Raw genomic sequence first — 19,767 nt, 5'->3', positions numbered from 1 at the left:
ATTGAAAAAACGGGTTGCCGTTCTTGGCGCTACGGGTTCCATTGGGAAAAGTACCCTGGATGTACTGCGAAATGGCAAAGACGATTTTGATGTGGTCCTCCTTTCAAGCCATACCTCATATCGGTTACTTAAAGAGTCGGCTCGGGATTTCCCTGATGCGGCCTTGGTTATATCCGGCGAAATTCCTGAAGGAACCAGGGCGGAGGAAGGAATAGCCTGGTACGGCCGGAAGGGGCTTCTCAGGGCCATCGCCGAAGCTGGGGCGGATATCACGGTGAATGGCATCTCAGGCGCGGCGGGGCTGGAACCTTCCCTGGCGGTGCTGGACACTGGGGCGGATCTTGCCCTGGCAAATAAGGAAACCATGGTCCTGGCCGCCCCCCTGGTAAATGCCCGCTCCGCAGAGAAAGGGGCCCGGATTTTTCCGGTAGATTCTGAACACGCCGCTATTTACAACCTATTACGGGCCCACGGGCAGGAAAACCTGGAAGAAATCCTCCTCACTGCCTCCGGGGGGCCCTTCCGTACCATACCCCTGGAAAAAATGGCTGCTATTACTCCGGAGCAGGCCCTGGCCCACCCTACCTGGAATATGGGCCCTAAGATCACCATAGATTCCTCTACCATGGCGAATAAAGGCCTTGAGGTGATTGAGGCAGCGGGGCTCTTTTCGGTCCCCGCAGAAAAGGTGCGGGTGGTGGTCCACCCCCAGAGTGTGGTCCATTCCATGATCCGCCTGAAAGACGGGGCAGTTTATGCCCAGCTTTCAAAGCCTGATATGCGGCTCCCCATACACCAGGCCCTATACGGGGACGACTGTGTCCCCTGCCCCTTCGGCCGCCTGGATTTTGACGCCCTTACCCTGGATTTTGAAAAACCCGATTTTGATCGCTTCCCTATGCTTGCTCTGGCCTATCAGGCCTCTCGTAATGGGGGGCTGTACCCGGCGGTCTTTAACGGGGCCAACGAGATTGCGGTGGCTTCCTTTTTAAAAAAGGGGATTTCCTTTCTTGATATACCCCGGATAGTCGGATATGTTTTAAATAGGGACTGGAAAAACTCAGGGGTTACTATGGAAGCCATCCTGGAAGCGGATTCCCGGTCCCGGGCTCTTGCTGAATCGTATATTTTGCACTCACTGGAGAAATAGATGCTTGTTGTAAAGATACTATTAGGTTTATTCGGCCTGGGAATCGTGGTCTTTGTCCATGAACTGGGCCACTTCCTCGCCGCCCGTCTGGTGGGCATTGACGTGGAAGCTTTTTCCATAGGCTGGGGCAAGGCCCTGTTCAAAAAGAAAGTCGGCGCCGTTGAATACCGGGTCAGTATGTTCCCCATAGGGGGCTACTGCAAGATGCGGGGGGAACATGAATTCCAGGAAGCCTATGAAAATCAGGCCAAGTCCGTAGCACCGGTGCCTGGCACCTTTTACGGCGCCACACCCCTGAGGCGTATTGTGGTTGCCTTTGCGGGCCCCTTTTTTAACATACTCTTTGCGATCCTGGTTCTTTCGGTGATCTGGGGCATTGGGTTTGAAGTTACTACCCTGGATAACCGCATAGTCCTGGTTTCGGACATCAACCCCGGGGAAAGCTACCCCGCCGACCAAGGGGGGCTGAAAACCGGGGACCGGATCATCAGCATTAACGGCAAAGCTACCGCAAATTACCACGATATTCAGGAACAGATCGCCACCAACCCGGAAAAAAACCTGCCCATACAGGTGGAGCGGGCGGGGAGAACCCTGGATTTTACCGTGCGGCCCAGCCTGGACAAAAGCTCCGGGGCGGGAAAAATCGGTATTTATTTCTGGTCAGACCCAATTATCAGCTCTGTAGCCGAGGGGAGCCCCGGGGAAATAGCGGGGCTGCGGAGCGGGGACCGGATTACCCGGATAAATGGGGAGGATTTTCCCTATTCAGTGGCCTTTTTCAGGATACTCAAAGACCAGCCCCCGGTACTCGCCATAGACTATGAACGGGATGGCCGGTCCATGCAGACCGATGCAGTTCTGAGCTATACCAACGGAAGCGCCGATTTAGGGGTGAGCTATGCGGCCATTCAATTCCATACCACCCGGTTTTCACCGCTAGGCGCCCTGATCAAGGGGGCCCGGGAAACCTGGAAAACCTTTACCCTTTCTGTCAAAAGCTTTGGCCTCCTGTTCCGGGGCATTGATTTAACCCAGGCGGTTTCCGGACCTGTACGAATTACCTACATGGTGGGGGACGTGGCTGCCGAAGGGTTTGGGCAAAGTATAGGCGCAGGTTTCAGTTCCATGGCGAATTTCCTGGCCCTGATTTCCATAGCCCTCTGCATCATGAACCTCCTCCCCCTGCCGGTACTTGATGGGGGACAGATAGTTCTTTTTATTGTTGAAATAATTAAGCGTAAACCCCTGCATCCCAGGATTATAAACGCCTTTCAGACCGTAGGGGTGGTATTAGTCTTCGGGCTGATGCTTTTTGCAGTTTTTGGTGATATTTTATTTTTAACTCGCCGGTAAATTCGTTGAATAATCCGCCGATAATATTAAAAATCCGGCGGAATTTAAAGAGGAGTTTTGGGTGGAACAAAAAAAGGAAGTAAAATGAAACACTATCGCCACGTTATAAAACCCGGAATATTCATCCTTATGATTCTGCTTGCTGCCCCCTGGGTGTATTCCCAATCCGTTGCCATAGCCGCAGGCCATTCCGGTACCGTATCGGTGATGGCCTTTGACTCGGCCAGGAATTATATTCTCAGCGCCGGGGCGGATGGGTTTCTGGGAATTTGGAGTATCCGAAATAATTCGGCGATAGATCGTTTTCAGGTAAGCCCCTACGGGATCCGTTCTCTGAGCCTCAGACCGGGCAAGTCCCAGGCAGCCATAGTAGAAAGCGATGGCGTCGGGGTCTATCGTATTTCCGCCTGGGATTATGTGGCGAAACAGAACCTGTTCACCCTGCGCTTTCGAGACCCCATAACCTTTATCAATTATTCCGCTGCGGGAAATTTTCTTATTGTAAGCCGGAGTGGCAGAACCGGAGTGGTGTTTATTCATCCCGAAACCGGAGAAATTTTAAATTCTCCGCCTGATATGACCGGAACTGTCAGCTTCGCCGCCACGGGCCGATCGGAACGCACGGTAATGACCTATACAGCTTCCGGACAGATCAACTATTGGGAACTGGATTCCGGAAGGGAAGTCCAGAACGCCATGACCATCCCCAATCTGGGAAGTCCCATCCTGTTCGGTAATAACCGGTATCTCTGCGGCATAGACCCCGACGGGCTTGTGGTTCTGGACGCAGTAACAGGAAAAGAAATCGCCCGGGACCGGGATGTGAACCGGGGAAAACTCTTCACCGTTTCCTCATCGGATCTGCTTGAATTTATGTACCTGGGTACCCTGAATAACAGCGCCGCCCGGGGAACCATTAACCTTACCCATTACATCATCACCACCCAGGGAAAGCTGGAAAAGCAAAATAAAACCACCGCCTCTTCCATGCCGATCATTTCCAGCGGAGTTACCGCCCAGGGTGGCGCCGTTGCTCTGGGAACCGTTGACGGAGGGGTTTGGCTTTTCGGGGAACATGACCTGGAACCCCGGGTGCTTAACCGGGTAAAGGTTACCCAGGTATCTGCTACCGCCGTCTCGGGAGACACCCTGGGTATTATTACTGAGGATAAATTTTTAAGCTTCCTGCCCCTGGACTACCAATCCATCAGGGACCGGGCTACCATTACCCTGGAAAATTCCCGGGGTTATACCCAAATATACGGGGATTCAGGAATACTCCCGGGAACCCCCGGCCGGTTTCTGCTCTGGCAGACCGAAAATACCCGGTCCTATCCCGAAATCATCATAGGCGCCGGCACTGAGGACCGTAAAGACATGATCCTGGGAAGGTTGAACCTCAGGCATCCCCTCCGTAATGCATCTCTCCTGGGAAGCCAGGCCCTCTTCCTTGATTCTGTGGGAAATATCACAGTTATGTCCACCGAAACCGGGAGCAGTAAATTTACCTATACCGCCACGGATCCCCTGGATATAGCCTTCCTGGATAATGAGAATGTTATCATCGGTCAGACTAATATCGCCCAAAATGCACCTTTCCTGACGGTGAATATTACTACTGAGGAGACGGTTCCTTTTAATTACCCATCCACCGTGGGCGCCAAATTATACCGGGGGCCTGAAGGGGCCGTGTACGGCGGCGTGGTTGAAGGGTCCTCGGACAGCGCTATCTCAGCACTGCTCCTCCTGGATATTGATAACCCCTCAAGCTCAACACGCTTGGTTGAATACCGGGGAGAAGATACGGGCTTTATTATTGCCCAGAGCGGCGAATCCGTGGCTTCAACCATAGGGGGCAACGGATCGACCCTTCATAGCAACCGGGGCTTCATACCCTTTGAACGGGCGCCAAGCCTACCAATTAACCTTTTGGGCTGTGAAGATTATTTTATTGTCCTTGGCAGGGACGGCACCATAAGCTGGCATGACCCGGCCACGGGGTTCCTCCTTGCACGGATGCGGTTCCTGGAAACAGAGTGGATACTGGAAACCCAGAACCGGAGCCGGACCATCCGGGGACCCCTGCAGAAGAAGAATTAATCGTGGGAGGGGTTTTTCCGAACCTTTTCTATGGCGTTTGATACCGCTTCCCGCACACTTTCAGCATAGGCCCCATCGCTCATAGCGCTGGATGCCCAGAGGGTACCCAGCAGGGAATAGCGGTACAGGGGCTTAACCGTATTCAAAGCCATGGCAGCCATATCCACCACGCAGTCATTGCAGAGGCAGATTTCCCCCTGGAAAGATTCAAGCTGGCGGCCCAGCTCGTCATGGACCAGATGTTCCGCCTCGTTTGCCAGGTTTTCCAAATTATAACTATCAATAAAAGCCATACGCCCTCCCTATGCTATTCTATACAATAAAGCAAATCGCTTTTTTTTTCAAATACTCCTGGTAAGCAGCAATTCAATTTATAACAATTGTATTGGGTTACTGACCGGGAGGGGTGGGGATTACCTCCGGCCCCCTCCCTCGCGCAAGCGAGCTCTTCCTGGAATTCCCTGCTGGAGGAGACCTACTGGGCTCCGCAAGCAGACTCTACAGGTTAGGGGCCGGGGGTAATCCCCACCCCTCCCGGAGAATGAGCTACCTTTGTTTAAACTGAGAATTACTGCCTGGTAAGGGGGGCAAATTTTGTATACCTGGGCAGGAAGGCGATTTCTATGGTGCCCACCGGGCCGTTCCGCTGTTTCGCGATGATTAACTCCGTAGTGGTAACCTCCGCATTTTCACGTTCCGTGTTTTTCTTGTCCGACTCCCGTTCCCGGTGCAGGAACATCACCACATCCGCATCCTGCTCAATGGACCCTGATTCCCGGATATCCGAAAGGTTCGGCCGCTTCCCCTCGGCGTCACGGCGCACCTGGGATAAGGCTACTATGGGGATACCCAGTTCCCGGGCCAGGCTTTTCAGGGAACGGGAGATCTCGGCGATCTGCTCATGCCGGGGGAGTTGATAATTGTCGGAGCTGATCAGGGTAAGGTAATCAATAAAGATAATCTCCACCTTCTGCTGTACCCGGAGCCGCCGCGCCTGGGCCCGCAGATCCAGGAGCTTCATATTGGGCATATCCACAATGTAGAGGGGCGCCTCGTAGATCCTCCCCGCCGCAGTCATGAGACTGCTAAAATCGCTGGGTTTCAGGAGACCGTTCCGTATCTTGTTGGACTCAATATTCGCCTCGCTGGAGATGAGCCGCTGCATCAGGGCCTTATCGGACATTTCCAGGGTAAAAAAGGCGGTGGGTATCTTCCGCTCCTTATTATTGATCGATATATTCGCCGCCATGGTTAAAGCCAGAGCGGTTTTCCCCACCGAAGGCCGGGCGCCGATGATGATAAGCTCAGAGGGCTGGAAACCCGAGGTCATAGAATCAAGTTCTTCAAATCCCGAAGGAACCCCGGTATAGGCGTCCTTGGAGTGGTACAGTTTTTCTATGGTTTCAATAACCTGGGGGAGAATTTCCTTGGCGCTCTTAAAGCTTAAGGGTTTCCGGCCCTCGGTAAGATCAAAAATCCGCTGCTGGGTTTCTTCCAGGATTATCCGGGATTCCTGGGATTCATCAAAGGATTTGACGCTTAGCTCATTAGCAACCTTGAGCAGGGCGCGGCGGAGTGAACAATCCTGGACGATTTTCGAGTAAAAATCCACATTGGCGCTGGAGGGCACCACATGGGTAAGGGAGGATACATAGGAGGAGCCCCCGGCCTGTTCCAGTTCCCCGGCCTGGCGGAGCTCCTCGGTGATGGTGATAATATCCGCTTTCCGGCCCTGGTTAAACAGACTTAGTATGGCCGCATAAACCCGGCGGTTGGCGTTTGAATAAAAGTCATCGGGCCTGAGGTACTGTATAACCGTGGTTATCCCGTCCTCATCCTGAAGCATCGCCCCCAAGGAAGCCTGTTCCGCCTCATCGTTGTGGGGGGGAGGCTTCGGCCCCCTGTCCGCCGGGTTTCTGCCTGAGTCTGTCAACGCCGGGGAAGCCATTTATTCTTTGTCGGCGACCGGTTCCTGAGCTGCATCCGGGGCCGGACTTTCAGCCGGCGCTTCCGGCGCAGACCCGGGCGCCGCTTCTTCATCCCGGCGCCGGCGGTCCCGCCGTACCGGAGCAGCCGTGGGGGTTTCAACCTTTAGGGGCTGCCCCTGCACCACTACAGTCAATTCCGCTGCGGCACTTTCATAGAGTTTTACCGCTACCTTGTACTTACCCACGCTCTTAAAGCTGTTGCCCGGAAGTTCAATTCGCTTCCGTTCAACCTGGAAGCCCTGCTTGCCCAGTTCATCCGCCACGGTCTGGCTGGTAACTGCGCCGTAGAGTTTCCCGTTAGCCCCCACAGGCATGGTAAGGATCAGTTCAAGGGCCTCGATTTTTTCTTTAATACCCGCAGCATCCTTGCGCTTCTCCGCCTTCCGGGCTTCAATTTCTTCCCGGCGAGCTTCAAACAGTTTTACTGTGCGATCCGTATAGGGCACCGCAATGCCCCGGGGGAAGAGGTAGTTCCGGGCATAGCCCTTGGCAACATCCTTTACATCCCCTTCTTCACCCAGGGGTGATAGATCCTTGTTGAGAATAACCTTCATAACACAAGCTCCTGGAGAAAAAGCTTTGCTTTTTCTCTTGGAGAAACCTTTGGTTTCTCCATGGTTTTGGTATACGGCCTTCATATAACGAAGGCCGGGCAACGGCATGGGAAGGTATCACCGAGACCGGCTGGTCTTGCGGCTTTTATTCCCCCATCCCCGGAGTAGAGGATGGGCCGTTTGTTTTTGGCGCCCGGAAGGGCACCCAATTTTCAGCGATACCCAGGAGGATTAAAACCCCCAGGGCGACCGCGTTAATACCAGGACTGAAAATCATCACCAGGATCGCCAGGTTCAAAAAAATCCGTAGCGCCGGAGACATGATCCGAGCGAAGAAAAAAAGAGCTATGCCCACACCCTGGGCCATGTATAGGATTGCGCAGATTACCAGCACATTCCAGGCCACAATTTCCAGGGGGGCGATCCCAAACCGCATTCCCACAAGAATTGACAGAAGGGCAAAGGACAGGACCCAGATACATTCCGCCCTCACATGGAAACCGACGGCGGAATTTACAACAGGCTTGTGCCGGACAAGCCAGGTAATCAGCAGGGATATCTGCCTGCTTACAAAGAAAAGCAGCATACAGGATACCAAAATACCGCCCCGGAGTCCGACCACCCGCAGGGTTTCCAGGATAATATCCGCGGTCATGTACTGGGCCGACAGGGATTGCTGTACCACATCCGCCCCGGAGGCTCCCGCATAAAGGGATGCAAGGGCCTCCGCCTGCTCCCTGATAAGCGCATAAAACCCCCAGTCATCCCGGGCAGTGTAGATCACCAGAGCAAAGGCAAGGGCCCCTATCACGGAACCGGCGATGAGCCGGTACACCGTGGGCATCCTGAAAAAAGCGGGCCCCCTGGCCGGAGGCGCCGCATGCCAGGTAAAGGCCGTGGTAAGCGCCGTCAGGTACAGGATGTCCGCCCAGAGCTCCCTCGGGTTATATCCCCCGGAACCCGTAAACAGGGTAAAGGCGGTATTTCCCAGGATTACCAACACTGCACAGATCCGGGCGTACCGGGGACTGAAACAATAGGCCACAACCCCTATGGGCAACAAAAATAAAAAACCCAGAAACCCGCTCCGGACCAGGGCTACGGAAACCGCAGCCCCGATCACGGCGGGCGCTACTTGCAACACCGGCTTCAGTCGGCCCGACTGAAGCCGGCCCGACTTTAGTCGGCTAGTTCCTCGCCCATAGGCCAGGGGTTCCAAATCAGTCCGCTACAAAAGGAAGCAGCGCAATAATCCGGGCCCGCTTAATCGACAGGGCAAGCGCCCTCTGGTGTTTGGCGCAGGTACCGGTAATGCGGCGGGGCAGGATTTTGCCCCGTTCAGTGATAAACCGGCGCAGCACATCCGCGTCCTTATAGTCTATCTTGAGTTTCTGAGTGCAGAACTTGCAGACCTTCTTCTTGAAGAATACCTTGCCCTTTCCGCCCCGGCCGCCCCGGTCCTCACCATCCCGGCCATCCATGGGAATATCCATCCCCCGATCTTGCCTGGAAGGACGTTCATATTGCTGTTCATCAGACATACTTAATTACTCCTATAGTATTATCAAAAGGGGATATCGTCGGCAAAGCCGTCGTCGCCCCCGGCGGGGTTGTCCCGGGGAGCCTTATCCCCGTAGGAATCACCCCGCTGAAATCCGCCGCCATTGGCAGAGCCACCGGATCCCTGTCCTGCGGCGCCCCCGGGGCCTCCCCCGAGAAGCTGAATGTTAGTGGCCACAATCTCCACCTTTGAGCGGTTCTGGCCATCCTGTTCCCAGCGATCCTGGCGGAGTTCACCATCGACCCCCACCATTTTCCCTTTAACCAGGTACTGATTGAGGGACTCGCCCTGCTTGCCCCAGACGACGATATCGAAAAAATTCGCCTCGTCCACCCACTGATCTCCGTTTTTCCGACGGCGGTTTACCGCAATGGAAAATTTGCAGACCGCTTGGCCATTGGCAGTGTATTTAAGCTCCGCATCCCGGGTTAATCGTCCAATCAGTACCACATGGTTTAAATCTACCGCCATGCTTCCTATTCCTCAATATTTACAAAAAGGTACTTGAGGAGATTGGCGTTGAGCTTAAAGCTCCGGTCTAAAATGGCGACTTTTGCCGGATCCAGCTTGAGGGTGAACAGGACATAGCGTCCCCGCCTCCGCTTTTTTACCTCATAGGCGAGATCCCGATCCCCGACTTCGTCGGTTTTATCGATCACCGCCCCGTTTGCATTCAGGTCGGTGAGCAATTGCTCCCGGCCTGCCTTGTTTTGGTCTTCTTCCAATGGAAAAATAACCGTCAGTTCATACTGGCGCATGGGCCCTCCTTACGGACTTACATTTGGCCCGTCCCAGGGACGGGCAAAGAGGTTTTAGAAGCTTACACGAAGACCACCGGAAGGTCAAGGGACAATTACCGCGGTAAAACAACCAGAAAACGCCCCCGGATCGCGCGGATCATAAAGTCCCCCTCCAGGGCGACATTGCTGAGGCCAAAAAAACCCCGCTCCCAGGGGAGACCCGACAGGGGCCACTTGAGTCCCCGGCTTTCCAGCTCCCAAGGGCCGATTCCCAGGGGAAAAACCGAGACCAGGCTGCCCGGGGCCTGGCCGCCTGAGACGGCCTGAGCTCCGGCGACTTCCAAGGGGTGGCCGGCCCGAACCTGGCGTATGTCCTCGGCGGCGGTAATCCAGCGGTCCGGGCTCTTTTCCCGCTCAAAGAGGGCCTGGATGGCCAGCAGATGATCCGTCCGGCCTCCCCCACCGCCTAAAAGCCAGAGCTCATCGCAGCCCTGTTCCCAGAGCAAGGAAAGGAGCAGCTCCGTGTCAGTATAGTCCTTGTCAGAGGGGTAGCGGAGGACCCGGTCAGGGGGATAGCGATCCAGCCGGCTGAGCTCACCCAGGGAGTCCATGTCCCCCACGATCCAGTCGGGCCGGAGCCCCGCGGCTTCGGCAGCTAAAAGCCCCGAGTCGGCCGCAGCGATGAGGTCTGCCCCCTTTGCCAGGATCGCGCTTTGCTCGTATCCCGGTCCTTCTCCGCCGATAAAGCCTATTCCCCGCACATTTGCTCCTTATTCCTAATACTTTTTGTCAACCCTAAAACCTTGAAGGCCTTTTCCCAGATCCCATTTTCAGAACCTCATAATTATACTATACTATCTTTTCATGGATAATGCCGCTGTTCATCCTATACTGAAAGAAGTTGCCTCAGTGTTTACCCGGGCGGGGAAACAGGTCTACCTGGTGGGAGGCGCCGTGCGGGACCTGCTCCTGGGTAAGGAAGCCAAAGATTGGGACCTGGCCACCGATGCCCGGCCCGAAGAAGTTATTGCCCTGTTCCGCCGGGTGATCCCCACGGGGATAAAGCACGGCACCGTCACGGTCCGGTATAAAAGCAACTCCCTGGAGGTAACCACCTTCAGGACCGAGTCCACCTACAGCGATGGACGCCGGCCCGATCAGGTAAACTATGCCGCTACCATCGAAGAGGACCTCTCCCGCCGGGATTTAACCATGAACGCCATTGCCCTGTCCCTCCCCTCGGGAACCACGGTGGACCCTTTCAAGGGTATTGAGGATATACAGAATCGGCGTATACGCTGCGTGGGCAATCCTGAGGAACGGTTCGGGGAAGACGGGCTGCGGCCCCTGCGGGCCCTGCGCTTTGCCTCGCAGCTGAACTTTACGGTGGATGAGGCAACCCTGGCGGCCATACCCGGGGCCCTTTCCACCACGGTCCGGGTTTCCCCGGAACGGATCCGGGATGAACTGGACAAGATCATCAGCTCCGACCGGCCTTCCATCGCCCTGCTGCTCATGGAAAAAACCGGGCTTCTGGAGCTCATACTCCCGGAACTGGCCTCCTGCCGGGGGGTGGAGCAAAAGGGCTTCCACCGTTTCGACGTACTGGACCATTCCCTCCTGGCCTGCGACTATGCCGCCCGGCTTAACGCCTCCCGGGAAGTCCGCATGGCAAGCCTCTTCCATGACATCGGCAAACCGACGGTATGCCGGATCGACGAATCCGGGGTCAGGACCTTCTACCAGCATGAACAGGTTTCCGCGGACCTGGCCCGGAGGATCGCCCTCCGTCTCCGCTACCCCAATGCACTGACCGAGCGCCTGGTCCACCTGATCAGGGAACATATGTTCCACTACGAGGAATCCTGGACCGACGCCGCAGTGCGCCGTTTCATCATCCGGGTGGGTGAAGAAAACCTCAAGGACATCTACGCCCTGCGTCAGGCCGACGCCTTTGCTACTGCGGGCATTGAGGGCGAACCGGGTTTCCTCGCACCCCTGGTCAGCCGGGTCGATGCCATACTCGCAGAAAGCCGGGCCCTGTCCCTGAAAGACCTGGCAGTTTCCGGCGCCGACCTTATCAGTGCCGGAGTTCCCAAGGGTCCCCGGCTGGGTATCATTCTCAAGGAATTACTGGAAACAGTACTGGACGACCCGGAGTTGAACACCCGGGAAAAACTGCTGGAGATTGCGGGGAACCTGAACCGGCGGTATACTTCCCCCTGATTCCAAGAATTATTTTATCGTTACATAAATATCGTCTTTCTCTATTCTCTTTTCGATTTTTACAAAATCGATGGGAAAATCAGAATTCAGCGTAAACTTAGGATTAGAGGTGTATATTTCCGCATCAAGGCTTTCAAATTCCTTAAGGGTTACTATCGTCGATCCGCCGTTGTCAATATAACTATCAGCTGTAAGGGTTAGTTCAAAAGGCAGGGTATTTACTACATGGAGGATAATCGGGGAAACATCTTCAAATACATAGAGATCGTTTTTTCGTATGAGTGTAACACTTACCGGGCCGGAAGGAACTGTTGAAATATTGTCCGGATAGGGGGTGTATGCCTCTACACGGTATTTCTTCATATAATCCGGGCCTAAAATGTCCGAGGAGCCATTATACGAATATGCAACTGTTTTTGATGAGTAATTGGCGATGCTTACCGTGTAATACGAAGAGCCGCATCCGATCATCAGGACCGGCAATAAAACCAGCAGGTATTTCAGAGGGGTTTCCCGTTTAGTCATTCCTGTCTCCCTTTGTTCATTATACCTTACCATTAATAAGGGGTAAAGTAAACAATCCTTTCCCGGTTATCGTTTTTTGTCAATCTTTGGAACTATCCGCCGGGGTTTTTGTGTCCCCTATTTCCTCATAGGCAATACGCGCCGCTTCCTGTTCCGCGGCTTTCTTGTTGCGCCCCATGCCGGGGCCGAAGGTTTTGCCCTCCACGCTTACCTCGATCCAGAAGAAACGGTCATGTTCGGGGCCGCTCCGTTTTAAAACCCTGTACACCGGGTAATTGCGGTAAAGGCCCTGGGTAAGTTCCTGCAGGAGGGATTTGTAATCCCGGTAGTGGCGGTTGTCCAGAACCCGAGTGATTTCGGGGCCCATGCGGTGGCGTATAAAGTTAAAAGCCGCTTTGTAGCCTGAATCCAGGTACAGTGCGCCGATCAAGGCTTCCAGGGCATCTGCCAGGATGGCGTTTTTGGTCCGGCCGCCGGAAAGCTCCTCTCCATGGCCTAAAATCAGCAGCCCGTCCAGTTGCAATTCCCGGGCTACCCCGGCAAGAATATCCTCTGAAACCACCACGGACTTGATTTTCGCCAGATCCCCTTCGCTCCGGTCCGCCAGCCCCTGGTACAGCAGGGTAGCAGTCGCGGCGCCCAGGATAGAGTCCCCAAGGAATTCAAGCCGCTCATTATTGCAACGGTAGCCCGATTCGTTGGTCATTGAGCGATGGATAAAAGAAAGGTTCAAAAGCTCAAAGCTTTTGAACCTGATGCCGACGGCTTTTAAAAAGGCCGCCAATTCTTTTTTCCGCGCCGAACTCAGCTCAGGAAAAGCAGGAACTTCCAAGGAGATTCCCCGTTTTCCGGGGGAAGTTTCACTGGAAGAATCGGGCTTTTCCGAGCCGCCGCTCTTATTTTTGCTGGGATTTGATGAAATCGTAGGCATCCCGGACAGTTTCAAATTCATTGGCCTTCTCGTCAGGAATAGAAATACCCATTTCTTCTTCGATAGCGTATACCAATTCATAGGTATCCAGGCTGTCCGCGCCCAAATCCTGCCGGAAAGAAGCGTCGAGGGAAATCTTCCCTTCGTCAATTTCCAGCTTATCCGCTATAAGCTTCTTAATCTTCTCAAACAGTTCATCCATAATCTTTCAATCCTCCAAATTTCTACTTTTAAACGCCCTGCCCAGGACCTGGGAATCAGCGCTAAACCTTTGATTCAGGAATAATTACCTGCTTTCCCCGATAAAAACCGCACTTAGGACACACCCGGTGGGGTAAAACCCGATTACCGCAGGTGCTGCATTCAATCAGAGTAGGGGCGGTAAGTTTCATATTAATTGACTGCCGGCGGCGGGTCCGGGCTTTCGACGTGTTCGCTCTGGGTACTGCCATATTATAATCCTCACTTATAAAATCTTAAAGTCCAGACAATATATCAAATACTGTCAAGTTTGACAAGCCCATTTTCCTGGAGATATCCATTTTCCTGGGGAGTCAGGGCTTTTTCGCTAATACGCCGACGGGGGGCGGAACAGCCTCGGGGGCTAACCTGTAGAATTCCCCTCCGTCAGCCCCTACGGGTCTGCTCCGGGGAGGAATTCCAGAGACGCCCCCGAGACTGCCCCGCCCCCCGTCGGCGCCTTGGTTACAAGGTCTGGTTCAGAGGAAAAAGGGCTTCTCTTTCGCGGTATGCCTTGGTTGCTATCAGAGACTGCCCCACCCCAGAACCAAGTCACCCCCCGAACCAACACGCCGCTGTGGGGGGACGAAATCCCCTACCTTTTAACCATGGCGCTGGCGGGGGGCAGGAGGGCGTCTCCGGAAACTGCCCCACCCCAGAACCAAGTCACCCCCCGAACCAACACGCCGCTATGGGGGGACGAAATCCCCTACCTTTTAACCAAGGCGCCGGCGGGGAGCAGGAGGGCGTCTCCGGAAACTGCCCCACCCCAGAACCAAGTCACCCCACCGAACCAACACGCCGCTGCGGGTGGACGAAATCCCCTACCTTTTAACCAAGGTGCCGGCGGGGGTGGGGAGGCCATCGGGGGGCGTCTATGGAATTCCCCGCCGTAGCAGACCGCGCAGCGGGCTGACGGAGGCGGACTCAACATGTTAGCCCCCCGATGACCTCCCCGCCCCCGCCGGCATATTAGCAAAAAGCTAAGAGAACTTCTTCTTCAGCGCCTCCACAACCAGAAGCGGCGCATAAGGTGAAAGATCTTGGTGAAACGATGCCAGTTCCTTCAATGCCGAGGAGCTTAGTAAGGAGTACCGGGGGTCGGCACTCATGAAAATGGTCTCCGCTTTGGGATTCAGGGTTTTGTTCCATATAGAAAGGTCCAATTCCTGGGAGAAATCGTTCACCCCACGAATACCACGGATCAGAAGCCTGATGTCCCGGTCCCTGATAAAATCTGCAATAAGCCCGTCCCAGCTTTCTACAGTTACATTTTTCCAGGGTTTTACCAGTTCCGCGACCAGGGCGATCCGCTCTTCTACGGTAAAAAGGCCTTTTTTTTGCCGATTGGCCCCCACTACCACCACCAGTTCATCAAAAAGGGCGGCCCCACGGCCAATGATATCCAGGTGACCAAAACTGGGGGGGTCAAAGGATCCGGGAAAAGCGGCTTTTAACATATACCATTATATTACTTGTTTTATTTACTATTTTCTAGCCTTTCTTTTAATTTTGTGGTATGCTATTATAGAGTTGAATAAAATGAAAACTTTAATTTTAATTATACCTTTAATCGGTCTCCTATCCTGCGCCAGTAAGCCGGAGTCTCCCCAGCCTGTGGCAGCGCCGCCGATTGTTGCGGAGGCGCCGCCTGCTGAGCCGGTTCCTGAGCCTGTTGCGGCGCCAGTGGAAGAGGTCTTTGACCCCGCCACCGTGACTGTTCAGGAATATACCGTCACTAAAGCGGAGATAGAGCGTTTTGTAACAGCCCTCAACGGCATAGTCAAGGCGGGGAACTATAACGGCTGGCTGGCCTATTTGGCAAAAGCCTACATCGACGAGATCAGTTCGCCTGAGTTTTTGGACCGTATGTCAAAAACTGCGCCCCGGCTGGTAAGCCAGAAAATTGTCCTCAAATCCGCACAGGACTACTTTAACCATGTGATTGTACCTTCCCGTGCCAATAGTCGGGTTGACGATATCGAATTTGTCACCCATACCCGGGTAAAAGCCATTACCGAAAACCGTATAACCAAGGAGCGTCTGCGGCTCTACGAGCTTGAACGGATCGACGATCTTTGGAAAATCGTAAATTAGGGCCGGAAGATTGCGAAATTATGGGTTCCTGGGGTTTTTTATCATGACTGGCTTTGCATAACTTGAAAGTATTACAATTTGAGAATAAATTTACGTATATTTGAAAAAGGAGTTTACAGTGAAAGCTATCAAGTATGTTATTGCAGCTGCGGTGGGGCTTCTGACGGTGTCTATGGTAATGGGGCAGGAGATGTCCGTAGAAGAGTCGTACCTTCAGGAATCGGTGGAAAATATGATCATCCGTGAGCAAAGCCAGGCTGCCGGAAGGGATATGAAAATGGTCGCCCTGGAATATATCGGAGAAGCGATAAATCACGGAAATACCAGCGAAGAGGTGCGTAATGCCTTGGAGTACCTTTCCCTGGAAGGGGTTACCAACCAGACCCGGGAAAACGGGCGGCTGATGAACAACTTCCCGGATGTACGGGCCAAGTCGGCAGAATATCTAGGGGAACTGGGCGGCCCGGAGGCAAAAAACGCCCTGCTCAAGATCATGCTGGCGGACCCGGAACCCATGGTGCTTACGGAAGCAGTTAAATCCCTGGCAAAGATAGGCCTTAACGATAATGAAGAAACGGCGAATACCATCTCCTGGGTGGTAACCCGCTTTGATGTACTCACCCCGGACAACCTCCTGGCACTTTCAGCCCTGGAAGCCTTTGAGATACTGGCGGAGAAAAACGGCGGCCTTCATGACCCCTCGGCGATACGGGCCATACTCCGCATTGCCGACGGCCGCTATATTAAGCCGGTCCAGGACCGGGCCCGGCAGCTGATCTTCGATCTGCGGAAGTACAGTAGCGGCAGCCAGACCAGCTCCGCAAATAATACCAGGTAAGGTCAGATAAGGGGCAGCGAGGAGGCGGGAGGGATGAAAAGGCGTCTGTTACCCCTATGGGCGGTGCTCGGTGCGGGTATTTTAGCTACCGGGGCCGGGATACTGTCCCCGGAAACGAGTCAGTCATCGGGTAATGCCATGAAGCTAGCCAGTGTTCCGGAGCGGACCCTGGCGGGAATCTTCCCGGCGGCAGCCGTGGGGGCCACGGTGTTCCTCAAGGAAAACACCGACGGAACCGACGATGGGGTGGCAAAACTCCTGGGTGGCCTGGAAGGGGTTTCCTTCTATAAAAGAGGAAATGCCCCCGGGCTTATTGGCCCGGAGGACGTGGTCCTGATTAAGATCAATTCCCAGTGGGCGGAACGGGGGGGAACCAATACGGATCTCCTCAAAAGCCTGATACAGTACATTGTGAACCACCCGGACGGGTTCCGGGGCGAGGTGATCATCGCCGACAACGGCCAGTCCATGTTCGGCTCCCAGCGCACCGGGGGCAGCCTGGACTGGGACAATACCAATTCCAAAGATCGTACCCAGTCAGCCCAGGATGTGGCTGATTTTTTTGAGCGCCAGGGGAAGAAGGTTTCCGGGGTGCTCTGGGACAAACTTACCCGTACCAGGGTGGGTGAATTTGACAGCCGGGACACCAACGACGGCTTTGTGGTGGAAGACGGGGCCCTTTCCACGGGCCTGGTGGTCAGTTACGCTAAATTTACCACCAAATACGGGACCAGGGTTAGTTTTAAAAAGGGTATCTGGGACGGCAGCCGTTACGATTCTGAAAAACTCAAGGTAATCAATGCTCCGGTGCTGAAATCCCACGGACAGTACCAGGTAACCGGGGCCATGAAGTCCTATATGGGCACCCCTTCCAACTCCCTGACCAACATGGCCCCCCACAACAGCGTGGGCCGGGGCGGCATGGGCTCCCAGATGGCCAATACCCGGTTCCCGGTCCTCAATATCCTGGACATGATTTGGATCACCCCCGAGGGCGGCCCCGGCTCTTCCTACGCCCGGGCAGTCCAGAAAAACATGATCGCCGCCAGCACGGACCCGGTAGCCCTGGATTACTGGGCCAGCAAAAACGTGCTGATCCCTGCCGCCCAGGCAGCCGGAAACCGGCGCGCAGTCTCCATGGACCCGGACGGGACTGAGCCCGGCTCCTTCGGTTATTGGCTCAGGCTTTCCATGGCTGAATTGCAAAAGGCTAATATCCCCGCTACCATGGATGAGGGCAGTATAACCCTGCGCCGCATACCCTGACAGGAGAGGCGGAACCATGGCCAGCGCATCCCAGTTTCTGGAAAAGTACGGTAACCAGCCTCTTACCTGTACCCCCTATGTGCTTTCAAAGCTGGGTGTGGACCGGAATAAGTGTTTCCTCAAAATAGAAGAGTACAGTATCATCTGCATCCCCGTTCAGTTCGGCTTTAAACGATCCCTGTTCCTGGCGACCCTGGCCCAGCAGGAATTTGTTTTTTTCAATAAATACATCAATACCCTCATCAGCCTTTCCATAAGCTTTGCCCCAGCAGGCCGGGCGCCGGCTAAATTCCATCTCCTGAGCACCCTGGTGGCCCTGGAACCAATGAAGGGGCGGGAACGGGTGGGGGTCTTTACCATTGACTTTAAATCCATCTCAGAGGAGCTGATCAATTTACTGGGAGGTTTCCAGGAGACCCAGGAACGGCTCCAGCGCCAGTATGAAGAACATGGGACCTTGTTGATACGGATGACCCTCCCGGTGGCCAAGCAGTTGGGGTATACCGCAGAATCGATCATCTCCGAGGCGGGCAAGGAAACCAAAAAGATACAGATCCTCAGCCTTACCACCAAAAGCATAGAGCATATGGAGCCCCTTGGTTCCCCCTTGCGTATCCCCGGGACCCCGGTAGCCTATGAGATCATCCTTAAAAACACCCGGCTGCTCCTGACAGGAATCGTGGCCAACGCCGATACCCTGCCCCAGGGCATGGTGCGGACCGTATCAAACCTTTCCTTCTCCCCTGAATTAGTAGAAATAATCGCCGACTATTGGTATACTATCCGGAATCCGGTGAAGATCGCCAAATGATTCACCCCCCCTATTGGGGAAATTTTTTACACACTTCGGAGTATATATGGCCTCTATAATTGAACCAAAAATTTTAAAAGGTTTCCGGGACTTCCTTCCGGAAGCGGAAATTGAACGCCGGAATTTGGTGGAAAAAATCGAGGCATCCTTCCGCTCCTACGGTTTTGTCCCCATCGATACCCCCGCCCTGGAGTATGCGGAGATACTTTTGGGAAAGGGGGGCGGCGAAACAGAAAAGCAAATCTACCGCTTCACCGATAACGGGGGCCGGGACGTGGCCCTCCGCTTCGACCTCACGGTTCCCTTTGCCCGCTTCCTGGCGGAACACCGCTCGGACCTCACCCTCCCCTTCAAACGCTACCATATTGCAAAGGTCTGGCGGGGAGAAAACACCCAGCGGGGCCGGTACCGGGAATTTACCCAGTGCGACTTTGATACCGTAGGCTCCGACACAGCAGCAGCGGATTTTGAAATACTCCTGATGATGCGGAATACCCTCAGGGCAATAGGCGCCGGGAACGTGAGCATACGGCTCAACCACCGGGGCCTTTTCAACCGCTTCCTAAAAGCCCTGGGTGCGGCGGAAGTTTCCGCAGAGGTGCTGCGGATCGTGGACAAGCTCGCCAAGATCGGGAAGGACGCGGTGAGGGAACAACTGGAAGCCCTGGGTAATCCGGGAAATGCGTGGGAAACTCCGTTGCAAGTTGCAGAAAAAATCCTGGACTATATTGAGCCTAAGGGGAGTTTTGAAGAAACCCTTGAGGCAATTACCCGGGCCGCCGGGGGCCCCTGCCCGGAATCGGAACGGCTTGCCCTGATCCGCCGCTTCATGGTTGATACAGGGACCGCCGATTCCTTTACCCTGGACCCGTCAATTACCCGGGGACTGGATTACTACACGGGCATCGTGTATGAAACCTTCCTTGCGGAACTGCCGGAAATCGGCTCCGTATGTTCCGGGGGCCGTTACGACGATCTGGCGGGGCTGTACTCCAAGGAAAAACTGTCCGGGGTGGGCTCCTCCATAGGGCTGGACCGGCTCATCGCCGCCCTGGAAAGCCTGGGGAAACTGGAAGGCCAGGGCAGCTATGCAAGGGTTGCCATTGCCTGCGTCCGGGAAGAGGACGGCGGGGTCTACCAGGCCCTGGGCGCCCGGCTCCGGGAAGCGGGCATACCCTGCGAAGTGTTTTCAGAACCAAAAAAACTTACCCAGCAATTTATGCTGGCGGAGAAACGGGGCATACCCTGGATGATCATCCCCGGGGAGAGCGCGGGACCGGTCTTTACAGTACGTAATCTTTCTACCCGGGAAAACCGGGAAGGGCTTTCCCCGGAAGAACTAATAGCTTTATTCGTGAGTCCGGTTTAATACCCCGGAGCTTGC

General features: G+C 54.6%; 22 protein-coding genes. 9 read left to right on the top strand and 13 right to left on the bottom strand.

The annotated features are described in order from the left end of the window. Position 1: 1 nt before the first annotated feature. From dxr to TREPR_RS06730, 3 genes are all read left to right on the top strand, one after another. Positions 2–1,150 (top strand): 1-deoxy-D-xylulose-5-phosphate reductoisomerase, encoded by a 1,149-nt coding sequence (gene dxr, locus TREPR_RS06740; protein ID WP_015707551.1) that lies wholly within the window; start codon positions 2–4, stop codon positions 1,148–1,150. Continuing rightward, the gene (locus tag TREPR_RS06735) at positions 1,151–2,506 is read left to right on the top strand and encodes a site-2 protease family protein (RefSeq protein ID WP_015707550.1); all 1,356 of its coding nucleotides are present in this window, start codon (positions 1,151–1,153) and stop codon (positions 2,504–2,506) included. 84 nt (positions 2,507–2,590) lie between these two features. Continuing rightward, positions 2,591–4,606, top strand: coding sequence for a WD40 repeat domain-containing protein (locus TREPR_RS06730; protein WP_174269881.1), 2,016 nt, complete (start codon positions 2,591–2,593; stop codon positions 4,604–4,606). On the opposite strand, the gene TREPR_RS06725 is transcribed toward TREPR_RS06730, so the two are convergent. The 8 genes from TREPR_RS06725 to TREPR_RS06690 all read right to left on the bottom strand — a co-directional run bounded on the left by TREPR_RS06725 (position 4,603) and on the right by TREPR_RS06690 (position 10,210). Further along, positions 4,603–4,899, bottom strand: a complete 297-nt coding sequence (locus TREPR_RS06725; RefSeq protein WP_015707548.1) for a late competence development ComFB family protein — start codon at positions 4,897–4,899, stop codon at positions 4,603–4,605. The two genes, TREPR_RS06730 and TREPR_RS06725, sit on opposite strands and share 4 nt — an antisense overlap. A gap of 275 nt (positions 4,900–5,174) precedes the next feature. Continuing rightward, complete coding sequence (gene dnaB / locus TREPR_RS06720) at positions 5,175–6,554, bottom strand: replicative DNA helicase (protein WP_015707547.1); 1,380 nt, start codon at positions 6,552–6,554, stop codon at positions 5,175–5,177. Beyond that, a complete protein-coding gene (rplI, locus tag TREPR_RS06715) occupies positions 6,555–7,148 on the bottom strand; it encodes a 50S ribosomal protein L9 (protein ID WP_015707546.1) in 594 nt (197 codons plus the stop codon). A 145-nt stretch (positions 7,149–7,293) separates the two neighbouring features. Then, positions 7,294–8,289, bottom strand: a complete 996-nt coding sequence (locus tag TREPR_RS06710; RefSeq protein ID WP_245534800.1) for a YybS family protein — start codon at positions 8,287–8,289, stop codon at positions 7,294–7,296. 79 nt (positions 8,290–8,368) lie between these two features. Then, a complete protein-coding gene (gene rpsR, locus TREPR_RS06705; protein WP_015707544.1) occupies positions 8,369–8,689 on the bottom strand; it encodes a 30S ribosomal protein S18 in 321 nt (106 codons plus the stop codon). A gap of 23 nt (positions 8,690–8,712) precedes the next feature. Further along, the gene (ssb, locus tag TREPR_RS06700; protein WP_015707543.1) at positions 8,713–9,180 is read right to left on the bottom strand and encodes a single-stranded DNA-binding protein; all 468 of its coding nucleotides are present in this window, start codon (positions 9,178–9,180) and stop codon (positions 8,713–8,715) included. A 5-nt stretch (positions 9,181–9,185) separates the two neighbouring features. Continuing rightward, positions 9,186–9,467 (bottom strand): 30S ribosomal protein S6, encoded by a 282-nt coding sequence (rpsF, locus tag TREPR_RS06695; protein WP_015707542.1) that lies wholly within the window; start codon positions 9,465–9,467, stop codon positions 9,186–9,188. 95 nt (positions 9,468–9,562) lie between these two features. Next, positions 9,563–10,210: a thiamine diphosphokinase gene (locus TREPR_RS06690; RefSeq protein ID WP_015707541.1), complete on the bottom strand. Its 648-nt coding sequence runs from the start codon at positions 10,208–10,210 to the stop codon at positions 9,563–9,565. A 103-nt stretch (positions 10,211–10,313) separates the two neighbouring features. On the opposite strand from TREPR_RS06690, the gene TREPR_RS06685 reads away from it, so the two are divergent. Beyond that, positions 10,314–11,675 (top strand): CCA tRNA nucleotidyltransferase, encoded by a 1,362-nt coding sequence (locus tag TREPR_RS06685; protein WP_015707540.1) that lies wholly within the window; start codon positions 10,314–10,316, stop codon positions 11,673–11,675. A gap of 9 nt (positions 11,676–11,684) precedes the next feature. Here the strand turns inward: TREPR_RS06685 and TREPR_RS06680 are convergent, their stop codons facing one another. The 5 genes from TREPR_RS06680 to coaD form a co-directional block, all read right to left on the bottom strand. Continuing rightward, a complete protein-coding gene (locus TREPR_RS06680; protein ID WP_015707539.1) occupies positions 11,685–12,200 on the bottom strand; it encodes a hypothetical protein in 516 nt (171 codons plus the stop codon). Between the two features lie 79 nt (positions 12,201–12,279). Beyond that, positions 12,280–13,152, bottom strand: a complete 873-nt coding sequence (gene rnc, locus TREPR_RS06675) for a ribonuclease III (RefSeq protein WP_425358173.1) — start codon at positions 13,150–13,152, stop codon at positions 12,280–12,282. Beyond that, positions 13,097–13,333: an acyl carrier protein gene (gene acpP / locus TREPR_RS06670; protein WP_015707537.1), complete on the bottom strand. Its 237-nt coding sequence runs from the start codon at positions 13,331–13,333 to the stop codon at positions 13,097–13,099. Before acpP ends, rnc begins: the two co-directional genes overlap by 56 nt. 61 nt (positions 13,334–13,394) lie before the next feature. After that, entirely contained in the window at positions 13,395–13,583 is a 189-nt protein-coding gene (gene rpmF, locus TREPR_RS18145) for a 50S ribosomal protein L32 (protein WP_081468643.1), read from the bottom strand. A gap of 771 nt (positions 13,584–14,354) precedes the next feature. Beyond that, positions 14,355–14,831, bottom strand: a complete 477-nt coding sequence (coaD, locus tag TREPR_RS06660) for a pantetheine-phosphate adenylyltransferase (protein ID WP_015707536.1) — start codon at positions 14,829–14,831, stop codon at positions 14,355–14,357. A gap of 82 nt (positions 14,832–14,913) precedes the next feature. On the opposite strand from coaD, the gene TREPR_RS06655 reads away from it, so the two are divergent. The 5 genes from TREPR_RS06655 to hisS all read left to right on the top strand — a co-directional run bounded on the left by TREPR_RS06655 (position 14,914) and on the right by hisS (position 19,752). After that, entirely contained in the window at positions 14,914–15,468 is a 555-nt protein-coding gene (locus tag TREPR_RS06655) for a hypothetical protein (RefSeq protein WP_148257247.1), read from the top strand. A 118-nt stretch (positions 15,469–15,586) separates the two neighbouring features. Next, positions 15,587–16,306 (top strand): HEAT repeat domain-containing protein, encoded by a 720-nt coding sequence (locus tag TREPR_RS06650; RefSeq protein WP_015707534.1) that lies wholly within the window; start codon positions 15,587–15,589, stop codon positions 16,304–16,306. 33 nt (positions 16,307–16,339) lie between these two features. Further along, positions 16,340–17,572, top strand: a complete 1,233-nt coding sequence (locus TREPR_RS06645; protein ID WP_015707533.1) for a DUF362 domain-containing protein — start codon at positions 16,340–16,342, stop codon at positions 17,570–17,572. Positions 17,573–17,588: 16 nt separating this feature from the next. Next, the gene (locus TREPR_RS06640) at positions 17,589–18,383 is read left to right on the top strand and encodes a hypothetical protein (RefSeq protein ID WP_015707532.1); all 795 of its coding nucleotides are present in this window, start codon (positions 17,589–17,591) and stop codon (positions 18,381–18,383) included. A 46-nt stretch (positions 18,384–18,429) separates the two neighbouring features. Next, positions 18,430–19,752, top strand: a complete 1,323-nt coding sequence (gene hisS, locus TREPR_RS06635; protein WP_015707531.1) for a histidine--tRNA ligase — start codon at positions 18,430–18,432, stop codon at positions 19,750–19,752. Positions 19,753–19,767 lie beyond the last annotated feature (15 nt).

Source organism: Treponema primitia ZAS-2 (assembly GCF_000214375.1).
Classification (GTDB): domain Bacteria; phylum Spirochaetota; class Spirochaetia; order Treponematales; family Breznakiellaceae; genus Termitinema; species Termitinema primitia.
The sequence above is the reverse complement of the archived record's forward strand: the minus strand, read 5'-3'. Positions and strand labels throughout refer to the sequence as shown.

Excerpts from the sequence above, each read along its gene's own strand:
- coaD (WP_015707536.1), bottom strand. The coding sequence starts at position 14,831 with ATGTTAAAAGCCGCTTTTCCCGGATCCTTTGACCCCCCCAGTTTTGGT.
- dnaB (WP_015707547.1), bottom strand. The coding sequence starts at position 6,554 with ATGGCTTCCCCGGCGTTGACAGACTCAGGCAGAAACCCGGCGGACAGG.
- TREPR_RS06725 (WP_015707548.1), bottom strand. The coding sequence starts at position 4,899 with ATGGCTTTTATTGATAGTTATAATTTGGAAAACCTGGCAAACGAGGCG.
- TREPR_RS06735 (WP_015707550.1), top strand. The coding sequence starts at position 1,151 with ATGCTTGTTGTAAAGATACTATTAGGTTTATTCGGCCTGGGAATCGTG.
- rplI (WP_015707546.1), bottom strand. The coding sequence starts at position 7,148 with ATGAAGGTTATTCTCAACAAGGATCTATCACCCCTGGGTGAAGAAGGG.
- hisS (WP_015707531.1), top strand. The coding sequence starts at position 18,430 with ATGGCCTCTATAATTGAACCAAAAATTTTAAAAGGTTTCCGGGACTTC.
- rpmF (WP_081468643.1), bottom strand. The coding sequence starts at position 13,583 with ATGGCAGTACCCAGAGCGAACACGTCGAAAGCCCGGACCCGCCGCCGG.
- TREPR_RS06645 (WP_015707533.1), top strand. The coding sequence starts at position 16,340 with ATGAAAAGGCGTCTGTTACCCCTATGGGCGGTGCTCGGTGCGGGTATT.
- TREPR_RS06685 (WP_015707540.1), top strand. The coding sequence starts at position 10,314 with ATGGATAATGCCGCTGTTCATCCTATACTGAAAGAAGTTGCCTCAGTG.
- TREPR_RS06640 (WP_015707532.1), top strand. The coding sequence starts at position 17,589 with ATGGCCAGCGCATCCCAGTTTCTGGAAAAGTACGGTAACCAGCCTCTT.
- rpsF (WP_015707542.1), bottom strand. The coding sequence starts at position 9,467 with ATGCGCCAGTATGAACTGACGGTTATTTTTCCATTGGAAGAAGACCAA.
- TREPR_RS06680 (WP_015707539.1), bottom strand. The coding sequence starts at position 12,200 with ATGACTAAACGGGAAACCCCTCTGAAATACCTGCTGGTTTTATTGCCG.
- acpP (WP_015707537.1), bottom strand. The coding sequence starts at position 13,333 with ATGGATGAACTGTTTGAGAAGATTAAGAAGCTTATAGCGGATAAGCTG.
- TREPR_RS06730 (WP_174269881.1), top strand. The coding sequence starts at position 2,591 with ATGAAACACTATCGCCACGTTATAAAACCCGGAATATTCATCCTTATG.
- ssb (WP_015707543.1), bottom strand. The coding sequence starts at position 9,180 with ATGGCGGTAGATTTAAACCATGTGGTACTGATTGGACGATTAACCCGG.
- TREPR_RS06655 (WP_148257247.1), top strand. The coding sequence starts at position 14,914 with ATGAAAACTTTAATTTTAATTATACCTTTAATCGGTCTCCTATCCTGC.
- rnc (WP_425358173.1), bottom strand. The coding sequence starts at position 13,152 with ATGAATTTGAAACTGTCCGGGATGCCTACGATTTCATCAAATCCCAGC.
- rpsR (WP_015707544.1), bottom strand. The coding sequence starts at position 8,689 with ATGTCTGATGAACAGCAATATGAACGTCCTTCCAGGCAAGATCGGGGG.